The organism is Nonomuraea sp. NPDC003754 (assembly GCF_053605785.1).
In genome coordinates, this window is the sequence record NZ_JBSGJX010000015.1 from 189815 (window position 1) to 207543 (window position 17729).

At 69.9% G+C, this 17729-nt stretch carries 15 protein-coding genes; 9 read left to right on the plus strand and 6 right to left on the minus strand.

The window, feature by feature from the left end:
• The first annotated feature begins 19 nt into the window (after positions 1-19).
• From ACWEVS_RS20735 to ACWEVS_RS20770, 8 genes are all read left to right on the plus strand, one after another.
• Complete coding sequence (locus tag ACWEVS_RS20735) at positions 20-973, plus strand: carbohydrate ABC transporter permease (protein WP_452552826.1); 954 nt, start codon at positions 20-22, stop codon at positions 971-973.
• A complete protein-coding gene (locus ACWEVS_RS20740) occupies positions 970-1779 on the plus strand; it encodes a carbohydrate ABC transporter permease (RefSeq protein ID WP_449926856.1) in 810 nt (269 codons plus the stop codon). The genes ACWEVS_RS20735 and ACWEVS_RS20740 overlap by 4 nt, the downstream gene beginning before the upstream one ends.
• On the plus strand, positions 1776-3200 hold the full coding sequence (locus ACWEVS_RS20745) for a GH1 family beta-glucosidase (protein ID WP_452552828.1): 1425 nt from the start codon (positions 1776-1778) through the stop codon (positions 3198-3200). Before ACWEVS_RS20740 ends, ACWEVS_RS20745 begins: the two co-directional genes overlap by 4 nt.
• Positions 3201-3274: 74 nt before the next feature.
• Positions 3275-4612 (plus strand): ABC transporter substrate-binding protein, encoded by a 1338-nt coding sequence (locus ACWEVS_RS20750; protein ID WP_354919028.1) that lies wholly within the window; start codon positions 3275-3277, stop codon positions 4610-4612.
• A gap of 131 nt (positions 4613-4743) precedes the next feature.
• Positions 4744-5715 carry a carbohydrate ABC transporter permease gene (locus tag ACWEVS_RS20755; protein ID WP_449927080.1) on the plus strand — a complete coding sequence of 324 codons (972 nt, stop codon included), beginning with the start codon at positions 4744-4746 and terminating at the stop codon, positions 5713-5715.
• On the plus strand, positions 5712-6626 hold the full coding sequence (locus ACWEVS_RS20760; RefSeq protein WP_449926864.1) for a carbohydrate ABC transporter permease: 915 nt from the start codon (positions 5712-5714) through the stop codon (positions 6624-6626). Before ACWEVS_RS20755 ends, ACWEVS_RS20760 begins: the two co-directional genes overlap by 4 nt.
• Positions 6623-7618 (plus strand): LacI family DNA-binding transcriptional regulator, encoded by a 996-nt coding sequence (locus ACWEVS_RS20765; RefSeq protein WP_354919023.1) that lies wholly within the window; start codon positions 6623-6625, stop codon positions 7616-7618. Before ACWEVS_RS20760 ends, ACWEVS_RS20765 begins: the two co-directional genes overlap by 4 nt.
• Positions 7619-7642: 24 nt before the next feature.
• A complete protein-coding gene (locus tag ACWEVS_RS20770; RefSeq protein WP_452552830.1) occupies positions 7643-9202 on the plus strand; it encodes a sigma factor-like helix-turn-helix DNA-binding protein in 1560 nt (519 codons plus the stop codon).
• Here the strand turns inward: ACWEVS_RS20770 and ACWEVS_RS20775 are convergent.
• Entirely contained in the window at positions 9180-9821 is a 642-nt protein-coding gene (locus ACWEVS_RS20775; RefSeq protein ID WP_452416853.1) for a TetR/AcrR family transcriptional regulator, read from the minus strand. The two genes, ACWEVS_RS20770 and ACWEVS_RS20775, sit on opposite strands and share 23 nt — an antisense overlap.
• 75 nt (positions 9822-9896) lie before the next feature.
• Between ACWEVS_RS20775 and ACWEVS_RS20780 the strand changes: the two genes are divergently transcribed.
• Positions 9897-11000 carry a serine hydrolase domain-containing protein gene (locus ACWEVS_RS20780; RefSeq protein WP_452552832.1) on the plus strand — a complete coding sequence of 368 codons (1104 nt, stop codon included), beginning with the start codon at positions 9897-9899 and terminating at the stop codon, positions 10998-11000.
• Positions 11001-11021: 21 nt separating this feature from the next.
• Here ACWEVS_RS20780 and ACWEVS_RS20785 read toward each other — a convergent pair whose 3' ends face one another.
• The 5 genes from ACWEVS_RS20785 to ACWEVS_RS20805 all read right to left on the minus strand — a co-directional run bounded on the left by ACWEVS_RS20785 (position 11022) and on the right by ACWEVS_RS20805 (position 17332).
• Positions 11022-12539, minus strand: coding sequence for a glycoside hydrolase family 13 protein (locus ACWEVS_RS20785; RefSeq protein ID WP_452552834.1), 1518 nt, complete (start codon positions 12537-12539; stop codon positions 11022-11024).
• A 7-nt stretch (positions 12540-12546) separates the two neighbouring features.
• On the minus strand, positions 12547-13473 hold the full coding sequence (locus tag ACWEVS_RS20790; RefSeq protein WP_449926880.1) for a carbohydrate ABC transporter permease: 927 nt from the start codon (positions 13471-13473) through the stop codon (positions 12547-12549).
• Entirely contained in the window at positions 13470-14375 is a 906-nt protein-coding gene (locus tag ACWEVS_RS20795; RefSeq protein ID WP_449926883.1) for a carbohydrate ABC transporter permease, read from the minus strand. Before ACWEVS_RS20795 ends, ACWEVS_RS20790 begins: the two co-directional genes overlap by 4 nt.
• 116 nt (positions 14376-14491) lie before the next feature.
• Positions 14492-15862 carry an ABC transporter substrate-binding protein gene (locus ACWEVS_RS20800; protein WP_452552836.1) on the minus strand — a complete coding sequence of 457 codons (1371 nt, stop codon included), beginning with the start codon at positions 15860-15862 and terminating at the stop codon, positions 14492-14494.
• A gap of 483 nt (positions 15863-16345) precedes the next feature.
• Positions 16346-17332 carry a LacI family DNA-binding transcriptional regulator gene (locus tag ACWEVS_RS20805; protein ID WP_449926889.1) on the minus strand — a complete coding sequence of 329 codons (987 nt, stop codon included), beginning with the start codon at positions 17330-17332 and terminating at the stop codon, positions 16346-16348.
• Positions 17333-17729 lie beyond the last annotated feature (397 nt).

A 17729-nucleotide genomic window follows, 5' to 3' on the forward strand; every position in this document is an offset into this window, starting at 1 on the left:
CGACCTGGAGGACTTCCGCATGGCCACCCTGCCGGCCGCGGTGCCCGGGAGGCGCCGCCGCCTCGTCAGGCACGCGCTCGACCTCAAGCTCTCCCCGTACGCCTACGTGGCCCCGTTCTTCCTGCTGTTCTGCGCCTTCGGGGTGTTCCCGCTGATCTTCACGGCGTGGGTGAGCCTGCACGAGTGGACGCTCACCTCCGACACGCACACCTTCATCGGGGTGGAGAACTTCGGCACGCTGCTCGATGACGGCTACTTCTGGAACGCCACGTTCAACACCTTCTCCATCGGCGTCCTGTCGACGGCGCCGCAGCTCGTGCTGGCCATCTGGCTGGCGCACCTGCTCAACCGCCCGCTGCGGGCGCAGACGTTCTTCCGCATCACGCTGCTGGTGCCGAACGTGACCAGCGTGGTCGCGGTCGTGGTCATCTTCAGCCAGCTGTTCGGGCGCGACTACGGGCTGATCAACTGGATGCTGTCGTGGTTCGGGATCGAGGGCGTGGCCTGGGCGGAGGGCACCGCGACCTCGCACGTGGCCATCTCGGTGATGATCATATGGAGGTGGACGGGCTACAACGCGCTGATCTTCCTGGCGGCGATGCAGGCCGTCCCCAGGGAGCTGTACGAGGCGGCCACGATCGACGGCGCGTCGAACCTGACGCAGCTCAAGAAGATCACCATCCCGATGATCCGGCCCACGATCATCTTCGTGGTCACGGTCTCGACGATCGGCGCGATGCAGATCCTGGCCGAGCCCCTGCTGTTCGGGGCGGGCAGCGGCGCGGGGGGCATCACCAGCGGCGGGCCGGACCGCCAGTTCCAGACGCTCGCGCTCTACGTCTACGACCTGGGCTTCACCAAGTTCGACTTCGGCTACGCCTCGGCGGCCTCGTGGGTGATGTTCCTGTTCGTCGTGGTCGCGGCGGGCGTCAACTACCTGCTGACCCGCCGGCTGGGAGGGGCCTTCAAGTGAGACGACGCCTCACTTATCTGACGCTGCTGGCGGTGGCCTTCTTCTCGGTCTTCCCGCTCTACTACAGCGTGGTCGTGGCCTCGCGGCACAACTCGGCGCTGGCCGAGGTGCCGCCGCCGCTGCTGCCCGGCGGCAACTTCCTCGCCAACGTGCAGCGCGTCTTCGACACCGTGCCGTTCGCCCTGGCCCTGCTCAACTCCTTCCTGGTCGCCGGGTCGATCGCGATCGCGGTGATGTTCTTCTCGACGCTGGCCGGGTTCGCCTTCGCCAAGCTGTCCTTCAGGGGCAGGAACATCCTGCTGCTGATCACGGTGGCGACCATGATGGTGCCGGCCCAGCTCGGGATCATCCCGCTCTACATGCTCATGGTGAAGATCGAGTGGACCGGCTCGATGTACGCGCTGGTGGTGCCCGCGCTGGTGAACGCCTTCGGGGTGTTCTTCATGACGCAGTACCTCTCCCGCGCGCTGCCCACGGAGCTGCTGGAGGCGGGCAGGGTCGACGGCGCGACGACCTGGGGGCTGTTCTGGCACGTCGTACTCCCCGCGGCGCGGCCGGCCGCGGCGGTGCTCGGGATGCTGACGTTCATGTCGGCGTGGAACGACTACTTCTGGCCGCTGGTGGTGCTCACCCCGGAGAACCCGACGGTGCAGGTGGCACTGTCGACGCTGGCCAGCGGGTACGTCAACGACTACGTCCTCGGCCTGTCGGGGACGGCGGTGGGTACCCTGCCGCTGATCCTCGTGTTCGTCCTGCTCGGCAAGCAGATCATCGGAGGAATCATGCAAGGAGCTGTCAAGGGATGACGATCACGACCATGGAGGCGCGGGGGACCGTGGTCTTCCCTGAGAACTTCGTCTGGGGCGCGGCCACGGCGTCCTACCAGATCGAGGGGGCCGCGAAGGAGGGCGGGCGCGGCCCGTCGATCTGGGACACCTTCTCCGCGACGCCGGGGAAGGTGCGCGACGGCGACACCGGCGAGGTGGCCTGCGACCACTACCACCGCTACCGCGATGACGTGGCGCTGATGAGGGAGCTGGGCCTCGGGGCCTACCGGTTCTCCGTCGCCTGGCCGAGGATCCAGCCCACCGGCTCCGGACCGGCCAACTCGGCGGGCCTCGGCTTCTACGACAGGCTCGTCGACGAGCTCCTCGAAGCGGGCATCACCCCATACGTCACGCTTTATCACTGGGATCTGCCGCAGACGCTCGAGGACCTGGGCGGCTGGACCGTCCGCGACACCTCCCACCGCTTCGCCGACTACGCCGCGATCATGCACGACCGGCTCGGCGACCGGGTCAGCCACTGGACCACCCTCAACGAGCCGTGGGTCGCGGCGTTCCTCGGCTACGGCAACGGCGTGCACGCGCCGGGCCGTACCTCCGCGCACGACGCGCTCAGGGCCGCGCACCACCTGCTGCTCGGCCACGGGCTCGCGGCCAGGACGCTGCGCGCGAAGGGCGCCGAGGAGATCATGCTGGTGGTCAACTCGGCGCCGGTGCTGACACCCGCCCAGGTCAACGACCCCGACGCGGCTCCGTCCGCGGCCGACGCCGAGGCCGTCCAGCGCATCCACGCGCTGCTGACCCGCCAGTTCCTGGACCCCGCGCTGGCCGGCCGGTACCCGGAGGAGGTGCTGAGCGCCGCCGGTCGCAACGGCGGCACCGCGCACATCCGCGACGGCGACCTGGAGATCGTCAACGCCCCCATCGACCTGGTCGGCGTCAACTACTACAACCCCTGCGTGGTCGAGGCGGCGCCCGGACTGCCCGCCGACGCCGCGTGGCCGGGCTCGGAGGGCGTGCGCTTCGCCCCCGCCGACGCCCCCGTCACCGCCATGGGCTGGCCGATCGTGCCCAGCGGCCTGTCGCGCCTGCTGGTACGGCTGTCGCAGGACTACCCGCGGGTCGGCCTCATGGTCACCGAGAACGGCGCCGCCTTCGACGACGTCGTGGAGCACGGCAGGGTGCACGACGACGGCAGGCTCGCCTACCTCGAGGGGCACCTGCGCGCCGCACACGCGGCCATCACGGCCGGCGCCGACCTGCGCGGCTACCTGGTCTGGTCGCTGCTGGACAACTTCGAGTGGGCCGAGGGCTACCGCCGCAGGTTCGGCCTCGTCCACGTCGACTACGCCACCCAGGCCCGCACCCTGAAGGACAGCGCTCTCTGGTACAGGTCCGTGATCAGCGACAACGGGTTTACCTGGGGTCCCAACAAACCGTAATCCCCCCGATATTGACCTCGTCATGTGCGCCATCAATTCTCAGAGAACGCTCTCACCGGCACAGGAGGATGCACATGACCACCGCCCCTCGACTTCTCGTCGGAGCCGCGGCGCTGGCGCTCGTCGTCACCGGCTGCGGCTCCACCGGGTCAGGGTCCTCCACCGGCCAGGCGGCCCCCGCGGCCGACTGCGCCGCCTTCCAGCAGTACGGCAAGCACGACGGCAAGAAGGTCACGGTCTACTCCCCCATCAGGGACACCGAGGCCGACCTCTTCCAGCAGAACTGGAAGACGTTCGAGCAGTGCACCGGCATGAAGATCACCTACGAGGGCACGGGCGAGTTCGAGGCGCAGATCCAGGTGCGGTCCGACGGCGGCAACCCGCCTGACCTCGCCTTCTTCCCCCAGCCTGGCCTGCTGGCGCGCTTCGCGAAGGCGGGCAAGCTGAAGCCCGCCCCGGCCGAGGTCAAGGCGCTGGCCGACCAGGGCTGGTCCAAGGACTGGATCGCCTACGGCACCGTGGACGGCACCTTCTACGCCGCCCCCCTGGGCGCCAGCGTGAAGTCGTTCGTCTGGTACTCGCCCAAGACCTTCCAGGAGAAGGGCTGGCAGGTCCCGAAGACCTGGGACGAGCTGATGAAGCTGAGCGACACGATCGCGGCCGCCGGCACCAAGCCGTGGTGCGCGGGCATCGAGTCGGGCGAGGCGACGGGCTGGCCGGCGACCGACTGGATCGAGGACGTCATCCTGCGCGAGCTCGGCCCCGAGGAGTACGACCGCTGGGTCTCCCACGAACTGAAGTTCAACGACCCCAAGGTGGTCGCGGCGGTCGACAAGGTGGGCGCGATCCTCAAGAACGACAAGTACGTCAACGGCGGCTACGGGCCCGTCAAGTCGATCGCCAGCACCGCCTTCCAGGAGGGCGGCGTGCCGATCACGACGGGCAAGTGCGCGATGCACCGCCAGGCCTCCTTCTACGCCAACTTCTGGCCCGAGGGCACCAAGGTCGCCCAGGACGGTGACGTCTTCGCCTTCTACCTGCCGGGCAACGACCCGGCCACGAAGCCGGTGCTCGGCGCGGGCGAGTTCGTCGCCGCCTTCGCCGACCGGCCCGAGGTGCAGGCCTTCCAGCGCTACCTGGCCACGCCCGAGCACGCCAACTCCAGGATGAAGCTGGGCACGTACGTGTCGGCCAACAAGGGCGTCGACCTCGCCAACGCGCAGAACCCGATCGACAGGCTGTCGATGGAGATGCTGCGCGACGAGGCGACGGTCTTCAGGTTCGACGGCTCGGACCTCATGCCGGCCGCCGTCGGCTCCGGCACCTTCTGGAAGGGCATGACCGACTGGATCAACGGCAAGGACACCAAGACGGTGCTCGACTTCATCGACGCCTCCTGGCCCACTTCCTGAAGTCCCCGGTACGGCAGGCAGCCCGCGCGGCGCCTGCCGTACCGGTCAGGGGAACGCCCGCCCAGCCCGCTCACGTCCGCCCCCTCCGGCGCCGCCCCCGGCGCCCGAGGGCCCCAGGAGGACCCTTGGACCTGGACTTCGACCTGGCCGCCGAGTCGCCCAAACTCATCCAGCTGGTCATCGGCGTCGTCGCGTTCCTCGCGGTCGTCGGCCTGGTCCTGCTGCTTCTCGACCGGGCCCCGATGCGCAGCAGAGCCCGCCTGCACGCCGCGATCCTGCTCGCCCCCGCCGTCGTCCTGCTCGCCGTGGGCCTGGTGCTCCCGGCCGTCCGCACCACGCTGCTGTCGTTCATGAGCGGTGACGGCACCGCCTTCGTCGGCCTGGACAACTACGCGTGGATGTTCACCCAGCCGGAAGCCGTCACGGTGCTGCGCAACACGCTCGTCTGGGTGGTCCTCGTCCCGCTGCTGGTGACGGCGATCGGCCTGGTCTACGCGGTGATCGTGGACCGGGCCAGGTTCGAGTCGCTGGCCAAGTCGCTGCTCTTCCTGCCGATGGCCATCTCGTTCGTCGGCGCGGGGATCATCTGGAAGTTCGTCTACGCCTACCGGCCCGAGGGCGTCGACCAGATCGGCCTGCTCAACCAGGTGGTGGTGTGGCTCGGCGGCGAGCCCCGGCAGTGGCTGCTCGACCCGCCCCTCAACACGCTCTTCCTCATCGTGGTGATGGTCTGGATCCAGGCCGGTTTCGCCACGGTCGTGCTGTCGGCGGCGATCAAGGGGATCCCCGCCGACATCGTGGAGGCCGCCAAGCTCGACGGCGCCGGGGCGGCGCAGATGTTCTTCAGGGTGACGCTGCCCTCGATCCGGCCCGCGGTGATCGTCGTGCTGGTCACGCAGTCGATCGGCACGCTGAAGCTCTTCGACATCGTGCGCACCATGACCGGCGGCCAGTTCGACACCAGCGTCATCGCCAACGAGATGTACAACCAGGCTTTCCGCTACGGCGAGACCGGCAAGGGCGCCGCGCTGGCGGTCTTCCTGTTCGTGCTGGTCACGCCGATCGTCATCTACCAGATCCGCAGCAGGAGGGCCCTTCGATGACGACCGCGCCAGCCCGGGTGCGCGCCCGCCTGTCGAGCAGGACGGCCTCCCTCGCCGCGCTGCTGATCGCGCTGCTCTGGACGACACCCACCGTCGGCCTGCTGCTGTCGTCGTTCCGGCCGGAGGACCAGATCAAGACCACCGGCTGGTGGACGTTCTTCTCCACGCCCGTGCTGACGCTGGAGAACTACCAGGAGGTGCTGTTCGGCACGTCCTCCTCCTCCGGGCAGCTGGCCAGCTTCCTGCTCAACTCGATCGTCATCACGATCCCGTCGGTGCTCTTCCCGCTGGCCTTCGCCGCCTTCGCCGCCTACGCGCTGGCCTGGCTGCCGTTCAGGGGCCGCGACTGGATCTACATCGGGATCTTCGCGCTGCAGGTCGTGCCGCTGCAGATGGCGCTGGTGCCGCTGCTGTCGTTCTTCTCCGAGGGTGTCGAGGTGTTCGGCCTGCAGCTCATGCCCGCCTGGAACCTGGAGGGCACCGGCAGGTTCGTCCAGGTCTGGTGCGCCCACACCTGCTTCGCCCTGCCGCTCGGCGTCTTCCTGCTGCACAACTTCATGTCCGAGTTGCCGCACGAGCTGATGGAGGCGGCCAGGGTCGACGGCGCCACCCACGGCACGATCTTCCGCAGGATCGTGCTGCCGCTGGTGGCGCCCGCGCTCGCCAGCTTCGCGATCTTCCAGTTCCTGTGGGTGTGGAACGACCTGCTGGTGGGGCTGATCTTCGGCGGCGGCACCGCGGAGAGCGCGCCGATGACCGTCCGGCTGGCGCAGATGGCCGGAACCAAGGGCAACGAGTGGCAACGGCTGACCGCGGGCGCTTTCGTGTCTGTCATCATTCCTCTCGTGGTCTTTCTGTCGATGCAGCGCTACTTCGTCCGCGGGCTCCTGGCCGGAAGCGTCAAGGGATGAAGCGCCCCACCCTCGAGGCGGTCGCCGCCAGGGCGGGAGTGTCGCGTGCCACGGTCTCCCGGGTGGTCAACGGGCAGTCGACGGTCGCCCCGCACATCCGCGACGCGGTGCTGCGCGCGGTCGACGAGCTCGGCTACGTGCCCAACCCGGCGGCGCGCAGCCTGGTCACCCAGCGGACCGACTCGATCGCCCTGGTCTTCTCCGAACCGCCGACCAGGGTGTTCTCCGAAGACCCGATGTTCTCCACCGTCATCAGGTCGGCCAGCGTGGAGCTGGAGGCGGCCGACAAGCAGATCGTGCTCATGTTGACCAGCTCGGCCAAGAGCCACGCGCGGGTGGAGCGCTACATCGCCAGCGGCCACGTCGACGGCGTCATGCTCATCTCCATGCACGGCGGCGACCCGCTGCCCGCCGCGATCGCGCGGATGCGGATCCCCGTCGTCTCCTACGGCAGGCCCGCCGTCCCCATCGACATCCCGTTCGTCGACAACGACAACGTCGGCGGGGCGGCCGAGGCCGTACGGCACCTGGTGGAGAGCGGCCGGCGCCGGATCGCCACCATCGCGGGCCCGCAGGACATGATCGCCGGCCTGGACCGGCTCGAGGGGTACCGCACCGTGCTGCGCGGCTCCGACCGGCGTTCCATCGTGGCGATCGGCGACTTCACCAGGGAGTCGGGCGCCGTCGCGATGCGGCAGCTGCTGGAGGACGACCCCCAGCTCGACGCGGTCTTCTGCGGCAACGACCTCATGGCCGTCGGCGCGCTGCAGGCGCTGCGCCAGGCGGGGCGCAGGGTGCCCGACGACGTGGCCGTGGTCGGCTTCGACGACATCGAGGCCGCCAAGTACACCGACCCGCCGCTGACCACGGTCCGCCACCACATCTTCGAGCAGGCCGCGGCCATGACGCGGCTGCTGCTGGGGCTGTTCGAGGGCGGTCCCGCCGATCCGGTCATCCTGCCGACCGAACTGGTCATCCGCGAATCCTCCTGAGATGCTGGCCACGGAGGTGGCTGGATGGGTCCTCCGGACGGCTTCACCGATTTCGTGCTCATCAAGGGCATGGGGTTCGTGCGCTACGGCCTCGTGCTCACCGGCGACCAGCGCGAAGGCGTCCTGTTGGCCCAGGAGGCGCTGGCCGGGCTGCGCATGGCGAGGAGCGGCCACCCCGACACCTTCGTCGGCACGGCGATGGCCCGCCTGTTCGTGGCGCAGCGGCGGCGCCGGGCGGGCCAGGGGGTGCCCGAGGCCGAGATCGCCGGGCACGGCGGTGATCCGGACGTCTGGCGGCAGCTGGCCGAGCTGCCTCCGCTGGCCAGGGCGGTGATCGTGCTCCGCTCGTACGCCGGGCTGTCGAACGAGGACATCGCGCGCGTCCTCGACCTGCCCGCGGCCAGGGTGCGCGACCAGAGCGTCGCCGTCCGGCAGGACGACCTGGTCAGGACCCTGGAGGCGGCGGCCGCAACGGCTCGCCCCGCCGATTTGCTGTCGGGCCTGTCGCGGTTGCGGCGGCGCCGTACCGGCAGGCGGTTGCGGTCGGCCGCCGCCGCGGGTCTGGCGCTGGCCACGGTCACCGGACTGGTCGTGCTGGTCAGGCCGACGGTCGCGGCGCCCGCCGACCATGTCTCGGCCGCCGCCAGGCCCGTGCCCGCCAGGGTCGGGCTGGCCAGGGCGGCTCAGGAGGTGTGGCCGCGCGCGGTCTCCAGGCTGCCCGCCCGGTCCGCCGACGGGCTGGTCTACCAGCCGGCCATCGCGATCGACGACCGGCGCGTGGTGCTGCTGGCGCAGAACCGGCTCGGCCACGGCGACGTGCGGCTGGACGTCTACGACGCGGCCACCGGCCGGATCGGCCGGTTCGCGAAGCTGCTGGCGGGCGACGAGGTGCGCTGGTTCGCCACGGACGGCCGGCTTGTGGTGTGGAGCTCGCTCGGGCTGCGCGCGGACGAGACGCTGGAGACGCGGTTCTGGCGCGTGCCGGTGAAGGGCGGCAGGCCGCGCCTGGTCACCAAGGCCGCGCAGGGCGACCGGTCGGCCCCGCCGGAGGCCCGCTTCCAGGTGGGCGACGGCCACCTGTTCTGGAACACCGGCCAGGCGGTCTACCGCCGGCCGCTGTCCGGCAGGGGCGGCAGGGAGAAGGCCGGCGAGGGGCTGTGGCTGCTGGCCTGGCCGTGGGCCGCCGACCTGGCGAAGGGGACGTTGACCGACCTGGAGTCGGGGCGCTCGCGAGCGTTCGTGACCGGCGGGCAGGGGGTGGCGCGGTGTTCGCCCGACTGGTGCGTGGAGCGCCACCCGATCTCGGGGATGACGCTCGCGCGCAGAACGGACGGGTCCGGCACGGTCGAGTTGCCGGGGACGACGGCGAGCGGGCCGGTGCTGAACCGGTTCGTGGTGCTCCGGCTGCGCGCGGGGTTACAGGTCATCAAGGATCTGCGCGCGGGGACGCTGGCGACCTTCGACCCCGCCGACCCGTCGATGGCGGTCCGCCTGGGCGACAAGAACGATCCGGGGACCCTGCTGGCCTGGAGCGACACCGACGGCCTCGACCTGTGGATCCTCAACCTGAAAGCGGTGCGCTGACTCCGTAGGCGCGCAGGAACGCCGCCACCGCCGTCTCGGCCAGCCGGTCGAGCTCGGCGTCGGTGTAGGAGGCGTCCCCACCGCAGAACATGACCCTGTTCACCGGGATCCACAGCAGCAGGCCCATGAGGTGGTCGGCGGCCAGCCGGGGGTCGTCCAGGTGGAGCAGGCCGCGCTCCGCCAGGCGCCCGAAGCAGCCGGTCAGCGTCGCCAGCACCCGCTCGAAGCCCTGCTCGTACCAGGTGCGGCCCAGGTCGGGGAAGCGGTCGGCCTCGGCGATGATCAGCCGCCGCAGGCTCAGCACCTCGGGCCGCAGCAGCGAGCCGAGGAAGGCGCGGGCCAGCTCGCTCAGGGCCCGCCGGGGATCGTCGCTGTCGTCGAAGGCCGCCGTGACCATCCGGGTGAGGTGGTCGATCTCGCCGGTCGTGTCGAGCACGAGGTGGGTGAACAGCTGCTCCTTGTCGGTGAAGTACTTGTAGACCGTCTGCTTCGACACCGCGGCGAGGGCGGCGACCTCGTCCATGCTCGCGCCCACGTAGCCGTTGCGCAGGAAGACCGCCTTGGCGGCGTCGAGGATCTGCCTGCGCTTGAGTGCCGTGCGACCCACTTCCGTTGTCATGGTCCGGATAGTACTAGACAGTTCCGTACCGGTCTCAGTACTGTACCGTCTAGTTCCAAACATTGAAGGACGGACATGATGAGCGAACTCCAGAAGCTGGTGCAGCAGGCCGCCGACGACCTGGTCGAGTCGGGCCGGGAGCGGGGCCTCCAGGTGGCCGTCTACCGTGACGGCCGGCAGGTCGTGGACGTGGTCGCCGGTGTGGCCGACCCGGAGACCGGCTGGCTCGTGACGCCCGGCACGCCGTTCTACAACTTCTCCATCGGCAAGGGTGCCACCGCCACCGTCGCCCACGTGCTGGTGGAGCGCGGGTTGTTCGGCTACGACACGCGCGTGGCGGAGCTGTGGCCGGAGTTCGGGGCGCACGGCAAGGAAGGCGTGACGGTGCGCCACGTGCTGACGCACACCGCCGGGGTGCCCGGCCTCCCGCTGGACACCACGCCGGAGGACGTCTGCGACTGGGACACGATGGTCGCCGCCCTCGAGAACGCCGAACTGTGGTGGGAGCCGGGCACCCGCATGGGCTACCACGCCTACACGTTCGGATTCCTCGTCGGCGAGATCGTCCGGCGGGCCACCGGCAAGCCGATCTCGCAGGTGCTGCGCGAAGAGGTGAGCGGGCCGCTCGGCGTGGCCGACGAGCTCTACTTCGGCATGCCCGCCTCGGAGCACCACCGGCTCGCCCGCCTGGAGGACGCCCCCATGGACATGTCGGCGTTCGCGGACATGCCCGAGGACCTGCCGATGTTCAAGGCCGGCCCGATGGACCTGATGCCCACCGCCGGGCTGGGCAGCCGCCCCGACTACCTGTCGGCCGACATCCCCGCGGGCGGCAAGACCTCGGCCAGGGCGATCGCCCGCATGTACGCCGCCCTGCTCGGCGAGGTGGACGGCACGCGGCTGATCTCGCCCGACAGGCTGCGCGAGGTGACGACCACGGCCTTCAGCGGCGTGGACGAGGTGTTCGGCATGCCGTCGGCGTGGGGCCTCGGCTACGCGATCGGCCGGCCGGGATCGGCGCCCGAGGAGACGCCGACGGTGTTCGGCATGGCCGGCGCCGGCGGCAGCGTGGCCTACGCCGACACCGCCACCGGCCTCGCCTTCGCCGTCACCAAGAACCGGCTGACCAACGACTTCGACACCGTCACCACGCTCGGCGACATCGTCGCCCGCGGCTAGCCTCCCCCGGCCCCGGGCCGGTCAGGGTTCCAGCCACACCGCCGTGTCGCACGGCAGCAGCCCGTCCCCTGTCGGCCCGCTGGCCAGCAACACCGCCGAGTGCGGCGGCAGCCGTACCGGGTCGGGGCCGAGGTTCACCACGCACACCACCCCTGTGTCCCGCGTGAACGCCAGCACGTCGGGGCCCAGGTCCAGCCAGGTCAGCGACCCGTCGCCGAGCCGGTCGCGGCGCAGGCGCAGGGCCGTGCGGTAGAGGGTGAGCATGGATCCCGGGTCGCCGGCCTGCGCCTCGGCGGTCAGTTCCTTCCACTCCGGCGGCTGCGGCAGCCACGGCTCTCCCGCGCCGGGGCCGAACCCGAACGGCGGCGCGTCGCCCGACCACGGCAGCGGCACGCGGCAGCCGTCCCGTCCGGGGACGGTGTGGCCGGACCTGGTCCACATGGGGTCCTGGCGCAGGCGGTCGGGGATGTCGTCGACCTCCGGCAGGCCGAGCTCCTCGCCCTGGTAGACGTAGACCCCGCCGGGCAGCGCCATCGCCAGCAGCGCCGCCGCCCTGGCCCTGCGGCGACCGAGCTCCAGGTCGGCGGGCACGCCGTCCCTGCGGTCGGCGTGGTCCCACGAGGTGTCGGCTCTGCCGTACCTGGTGACCACACGGGCGACGTCGTGGTTGGACAGCACCCAGGTGGGCGGCGCCCCCACGGAGGCGTGGGTCGACAGCGTCAGCGAGATGCTTGCGCGCAGCGCGGCGGACTCCCACGGGCAGGCGAGGAAGTCGAAGTTGAAGGCGGTGTGCAACTCGTCCGGACGCAGGTAGCGGGCGAAGCGCTCCTGGTCGGGCAGCCAGACCTCGCCGACGAGGATCCGGTCGCCGTACTCGTCGGCCACCCGCCGCCAGCCGCGGTAGACGTCGTGCACGCCGTCGAGGTCCTCGTAGGCGGTGGCCGACTTGACCAGCAGCGCGGCGGAGTCGACGCGGATGCCGTCGGCGCCCCTGTCGAACCAGAAGCGCAGCACGTCGTGGAACTCCTGACGCACCTCGGGGTTGTCCCAGTTGTAGTCGGGCTGGCCCGGGTCGAACAGGTGGAGGTACCACTGGCCGTCGGCCACCTGCGTCCACGCGGGCCCGCCGAAGATCGACCGCCAGTCGTTGGGCTCGTCGCGGAACCAGAAGCGGTCGCGCTTCGACCGGTCCCGCAGCGCCTCCTGGAACCACGCGCTGGCGGTGGAGCTGTGGTTGGGCACGACGTCGATGATGACCCTGATGCCCAGCCCGTGTGCCTCCCCGATGAACGTCTCCGCCTCGGCCAGCGTGCCGATCGCGGGCTCGATGTCGCGGTAGTCGGCCACGTCGTAGCCGCCGTCGGCCATGGGCGACGGGTACCACGGGGTGAGCCAGATCGCGTTGATCCCCAGGTCCTTCAGGTACGGCAGGCGCTCCCGCAGCCCGGCCAGATCGCCCACACCGTCGCCGTCGCCGTCGGCGAAGCTGCGCGGGTAGACCTGGTAGATCGCGGCGCCCCGCCACCACGTGTCGGACATTGCGCTCCTAACCCTTGAGACTTCCGGCGGTGAGTCCCGCCATGATGTGCCGTTGGAAGAACAGGAAGATGACGATCGTCGGGAGGCTGGCGATCACCAGGGCGGCGGTGAGCGCGTTGGTCGGCATCGTCTGCGAGAGCGAGTTGATGGCGACGCTCACCGTCATGCGATCGGTGTCGGGCAGCACGAGCAGCGGGTAGACGAAGTCGCGCCACACGTTGACCACGGTGAAGATCGACACGACGCCGAGGATGGGCCGCGAGACCGGCAGCACGATGGACCACAGGATCCGCGCGGGCGACGCGCCGTCCATCTCCGCCGCCTCGATGAGCTCTCGGGGGACGGAGTCGAAGAAGCGTTTGAGCAGGAAGATGTTGAAGCCGTTGGCGGCGGCCGGCAGCCAGATCGCCCACGGGGTGTTGAGCAGGTCCAGGTCGACGACGGTCACGTAGAGGGGCAGGATGAGGACCATCGGCGGGATCATGAGCGTGGCCAGCATCATGCCGGTGATCAGCTTGCCGAACATCGGGCGCAGCTTCGACAGCGCGTAGGCGGCCGAGACGTCCACGGCCAGCGTGAACAGCCAGGCCCCGGCCGCGTAGAGCGCGGTGTTGCGCAGCAGCAGCCCCAGGTCGAGCAGGTTCCACGCCTCGGCGTAGGCCTCGAGGCTCGGATCGCGCGGGATGAGCGTGGGCGGGATCTGGTCGAGCTCCTCCGGCGGCTTGAGCCCGCCGGTCACCATCCAGTAGAGCGGGAACAGGAAGACCGCGGTGCAGCCGGCCACCGTCGTGACCAGCACGGTCCAGTAGATCGCCCGTCCGCCGCGGGTGTTGAGCTGGTGCGGCGAGACCAGGGTGCGGAACCGGGTCTCGATCCGGCGCCGGGCGAGCCTGCGCGGCCGGGGCTCGCGGTGCCGTACGGCGGTGGCGATCATGAGGTCTCCCGCGAGACGCGCAGGTACACGGCGGAGAAGACGATGAGCACGATCATGAGCATCAGGCCCATCGCGCCTCCACCTCCGAAGTTCCCGAAGTTGAAGGCGTACTGGTACATCAGGTACGCGACGGTCACTGTGGCGTTCTCCGGGCCGCCGCCGGTGAGCATGAACGGCTCGATGAACACCTGCATGGTCGCGATGATCTGCAGCAGCAGCATCACCAGCAGGATCAGCCTGGTCTGCGGGATGGTGACGTGCCGGATCCGCTTGACCAGGCCGGCGCCGTCGAGCTCGGCCGCCTCGTACAGCTCGCTCGGGATGGTCTGCAGGGCGGCCAGGTAGATGAGCGTGCCGCTGCCGAGGTTCATCCAGGTCGAGACGATGACCAGGGAGATCAGGGCGGTGTCGGTCGAGTCGAGCCAGGCGAGCGGCGGCAGGCCGACCAGGCCGAGGATCTGGTTGAACAGGCCGGGTCCCGGGTCGTAGAACCACTTGAACAGCAGGACGGACACGGCGGGCGGCAGCATCACCGGCAGGTAGACCACGAAGCGCAGGTACGCCTTGGCGTGGCGGAGCTCGTTGAGGACGATCGCCGCGGTGAAGGGGACCACGTAGCCGATCAGCAGGGCGAGGCCGGTGAAGGCGGCGGTGTTGAGCCAGGCCTGGGCGAAGGCGGGGTCGGCGACGACCGTGGCGAAGTTGTCGAGCCCGACCCAGGTCGGCGGGTCGACGAAGTTGTTCTCCTGGAGGCTCAGCAGGACCTCGCGGACCATCGGCCACCACGAGAAGACGGCGAAGCAGATCAGGGCGGCCGACAGGAAGCCGTAGGCGGTGAGGTTGCGTCTCACCTCCCTGCCGGTCCTGGAGGGGGGCCTGCGTCCCGAGCTTGCGACGTTCAAGGGGTCACTCCTGGTGATCTCGACTGCTGCCGCCGGCCCGGGGGACGGGCGGGTCCCCCGGCGCCCTGGGCGCGGGGACCCGCCGTCCGCATGGCCGGCGCGCACCGCGGGGTGGTCTAGCTGGACTTGCTCAGCACGTCGTTGACCTTGGCCTCGGCTTCGGCGAGCAGCTTGTCGACGTCCGCGTCCCGCCGGGTGAGGACGGCCGACATCGGGGTGTCGAGGATCTGGTAGACCTGCTGGTTCATCGGCGGCTCGAGCTTGAGCGGGACGGCGGCCATCCCGTCCACGTAGGCGGTGAAGTTCTCCAGCGGCAGCGTCGCGTTGGTCCCGCGCAGGTCGAGCAGCTTCCGCCCGGTCGGGCTGTCGCCCCAGACGTTGTTGTCGGGAAGGCCGACCGCTCTGCCCGTCGCCTTCTGCCGCGCGTAGTCGAACTGGCCCCTGCCGGGGGTCAGGACGTAGTAGTCCAGCCAGAGCAGGCCGGCCTTGATCTGCTCGGGGGTGGCCTTCGGGTTGAACATGTAGCCGTCGCCGCCGCCCAGCGTGGCCTTGGCCTCGGGGAAGGCGGCCAGGCCGAAGTCCTCGTAGGCGGCCTTGCGGTTGTCGTGCAGTTCGGTGATGACGTCGGGTGCGCCGAGGATCATCCCCATCTTGCCCGCGCCCATGAGGCGCATGAGGTCGTCCCACTGGTAGAGCTGCTTGGTCCCCATGCTGTTGTCGGTCCAGCGCATCTCCTTGAGGTTCTGCAGGACCGCCTTGCCCTCGGGGCTGTTGAAGGCGGCCTTCTTGCCGCTGTCGTCGACGATCGCGCCGCCCCTGCCGTAGATGGACTGGGTGAAGTGCCAGCCGCCGGTGTTGCCCGCGCTGTACTCGCCGTAGCCGATGTAGCCGGGGCCCAGCGCGCTGATCTTCTTGGCCGCCTCGCGGATCTCGGCCCAGCTCTTGGGCGGCGTGTTCGGGTCGAGTCCGGCCTGGGTGAACAGCTTGCGGTTGTAGACGAGGCCGACCTTGTAATTCCCGCGTGGAACGCCGTAAGTCCTGCCGTTGACGGTGTATGCCGCCATCACGCTGGGGTCGATGTCCTTGAGCGTGCTGACGGTGTCGACGTAGGCGGTGATGTCGGCGGCCTGGCCCGCCTTGATCGCGGTCTGGACGTCACCGAAGTAGCCGTAGAAGACGTCCTCCATCTGGCCGCCGGCCAGCTTGGCGTCGTACGTCTTCACGTCGTGGCAGGGGAAGCCGTCCTTGCTGTCGACGGTGATGTTCGGGTGCAGCTTCTGGAAGGCGGCGACGTCGTCGTCCCAGTCCTTGCGCTGCAGGGGGTTGGTCTTGGGCGGCTGGCAGCCGACGGAGATCGTGACGGGCGCGGCCTGGGCCGTCCCGCTCACCGCGGGCGCCGGCTTGTCGGGCGTGGAGCCGCAGGCGGCGACCGGCAGGCTGAGGCCGGTGACGATCAGCAGGCCGAGTGCTCTGCGGGAGCTGCTCATCGGTCTGGACCCTTCTGATGGGGATGGGGAGGCCCACACGATAAGCAGCATCGACAGATCACTGCAAGATTTTGACAGCTGATTGAAATATAACGACTCCATGACAGTAGCTCGCCGCGACCCATGTGCACACCCGCCCGCCGCCCGCCGGGGGGCTTGTGTGCGGGAACGCCGAGAAGCGTCAGGGCAGGCAGCCGTGCACGGCGGTACCCGGGCGGTCGAGCACCCGGCAGGAAGCCGGCCCGCTCCCTGCCGGCGGGGCCGCCACGCGGGCCTACTGGGCGCACGCGGGCTTACTCAACGCGCGGGCCTGCTGGACGCGGGGGCGTGGAGGGCGTGGAGGGGTGCAGGCCTACTGGACGCGAGGGCGTGGAGGGGTGCGGACCTCCTGGACGCGGGGGCGTGGAGGGGCGCGGGCCTCCTGGACGCGGGGGCGTGGAGGGGCGCAGGCCTCCTGGACGCGGGCCGTGGAGGGGCGTGGGCCTACTGGACGCGGGCCGTGGAGGCGCGCACGACGAGCTCCGGTTCGAACAGCAGCTCGTCGGCAGGCACCACCGCCTTGTCGATCAACGCCACGAGCAGGTCGACGGCCGCCCGCCCCATCGCGTCGATCGGCTGGCGGACGGTGGTGAGCGGCGGGTCGGTGCAGGTCATCAGCGCCGAGTCGTCATAGCCGATCACGGACAGGTCGTCGGGCACCTTGCGCCCGGCCCGCCTGGCCGCCCTGATGGTGCCGAGCGCGAGCAGGTCGCTGGCGCAGATGACGCCGGTGACTCCCTTGCGCACCAGCCTGGTCGCGGCCGCGTGGCCGCCCTCCAGCGAGAACATCGTGAACTCGACCAGGTCGTAGTCGCCGCCCCTTGCCAGGAAGGCGTCGAGCTTGCGCCTGGACGGCACGTGGTCCTTGGGGCCGAGCACCATGCCGATGCGTTCGTGGCCGAGGGCGCGCAGGTGGCCGAGCGCCATCTCGGCCGCCACGGCGTCGTCGGAGGACACCTGCGGGAAGCCCAGGTGCTCGACGGCCGCGTTGACCAGCACGGTCGGAAGTTTGCGTTCGAGGATGAGCTCGTAGTGCTCGTGCGAGGCGTCGCCCTGGGCGTACAGGCCGCCGGCGAAGACCACCCCGGAGACCTGCTGCTGCAGGAGCAGGTCGACGTAGTCGGCCTCGGAGACCCCGCCGACGGTCCTGGTGCACAGCACGCTGGTGAAGCCCTGCTGGGCCAGCGCTCCCCCGACCACCTCGGCGAAGGCGGGGAAGATCGGGTTCTGCAGTTCGGGCAGGACCAGGCCGACCAGCCGGGCGCGGTCACCGCGCAGCTGGGTGGGACGCTCGTAGCCGAGCACGTCGAGTGCGGTCAGCACGGCTTCGCGGGTCGCCTCGGAGACGCCCGGCTTGCCGTTCAGCACCCGGCTCACGGTGGCCTCGCTCACCCCGACTTTCTTGGCCACCTCTGCCAGTCGACGCGTCATGCGCAAACTATACGCCGATCCACGTAAGTCATTGCAAGTGCTTGCAGATTCGCTTGCGTTCATGGAGAACGACCCGGACGCGCTCGTCCATAGCCTCAGCTGCGCCGATGTTCCGTGGAATCGATCCTTATGGCCTGTCGTGAATTTGCGAAAAGTAGTCGAAATATTGCAGGCTGCCATCTTATAGTGCAGTCACTCCCCCATGACAGACGCACCCTCGCGTTACTCGCCGCGCTGGCGCTCGCGGTCCTCGGCCTGGCGCCCCCGCCTGGTCCGGGGCTGACCGCCGGACAGCGTGCTAGTGTCATGCGCCTGAAATTCGTCGGCAATATTTGGCGAGGGATGCAAGAATCTCTTCGGCGGTCTTGACCCACACGAACGGCTTGGGGTCTTCGTT

What these genes read in the sequence shown, in the direction of transcription:
- ACWEVS_RS20750 (WP_354919028.1), top strand. Translation starts at nt 3,275, where the DNA reads ATGACCACCGCCCCTCGACTTCTCGTCGGAGCCGCGGCGCTGGCGCTC.
- ACWEVS_RS20760 (WP_449926864.1), top strand. Translation starts at nt 5,712, where the DNA reads ATGACGACCGCGCCAGCCCGGGTGCGCGCCCGCCTGTCGAGCAGGACG.
- ACWEVS_RS20735 (WP_452552826.1), top strand. Translation starts at nt 20, where the DNA reads ATGGCCACCCTGCCGGCCGCGGTGCCCGGGAGGCGCCGCCGCCTCGTC.
- ACWEVS_RS20770 (WP_452552830.1), top strand. Translation starts at nt 7,643, where the DNA reads ATGGGTCCTCCGGACGGCTTCACCGATTTCGTGCTCATCAAGGGCATG.
- ACWEVS_RS20765 (WP_354919023.1), top strand. Translation starts at nt 6,623, where the DNA reads ATGAAGCGCCCCACCCTCGAGGCGGTCGCCGCCAGGGCGGGAGTGTCG.
- ACWEVS_RS20800 (WP_452552836.1), bottom strand. Translation starts at nt 15,862, where the DNA reads ATGAGCAGCTCCCGCAGAGCACTCGGCCTGCTGATCGTCACCGGCCTC.
- ACWEVS_RS20745 (WP_452552828.1), top strand. Translation starts at nt 1,776, where the DNA reads ATGACGATCACGACCATGGAGGCGCGGGGGACCGTGGTCTTCCCTGAG.
- ACWEVS_RS20805 (WP_449926889.1), bottom strand. Translation starts at nt 17,332, where the DNA reads ATGACGCGTCGACTGGCAGAGGTGGCCAAGAAAGTCGGGGTGAGCGAG.
- ACWEVS_RS20775 (WP_452416853.1), bottom strand. Translation starts at nt 9,821, where the DNA reads ATGACAACGGAAGTGGGTCGCACGGCACTCAAGCGCAGGCAGATCCTC.
- ACWEVS_RS20785 (WP_452552834.1), bottom strand. Translation starts at nt 12,539, where the DNA reads ATGTCCGACACGTGGTGGCGGGGCGCCGCGATCTACCAGGTCTACCCG.
- ACWEVS_RS20780 (WP_452552832.1), top strand. Translation starts at nt 9,897, where the DNA reads ATGATGAGCGAACTCCAGAAGCTGGTGCAGCAGGCCGCCGACGACCTG.
- ACWEVS_RS20790 (WP_449926880.1), bottom strand. Translation starts at nt 13,473, where the DNA reads ATGATCGCCACCGCCGTACGGCACCGCGAGCCCCGGCCGCGCAGGCTC.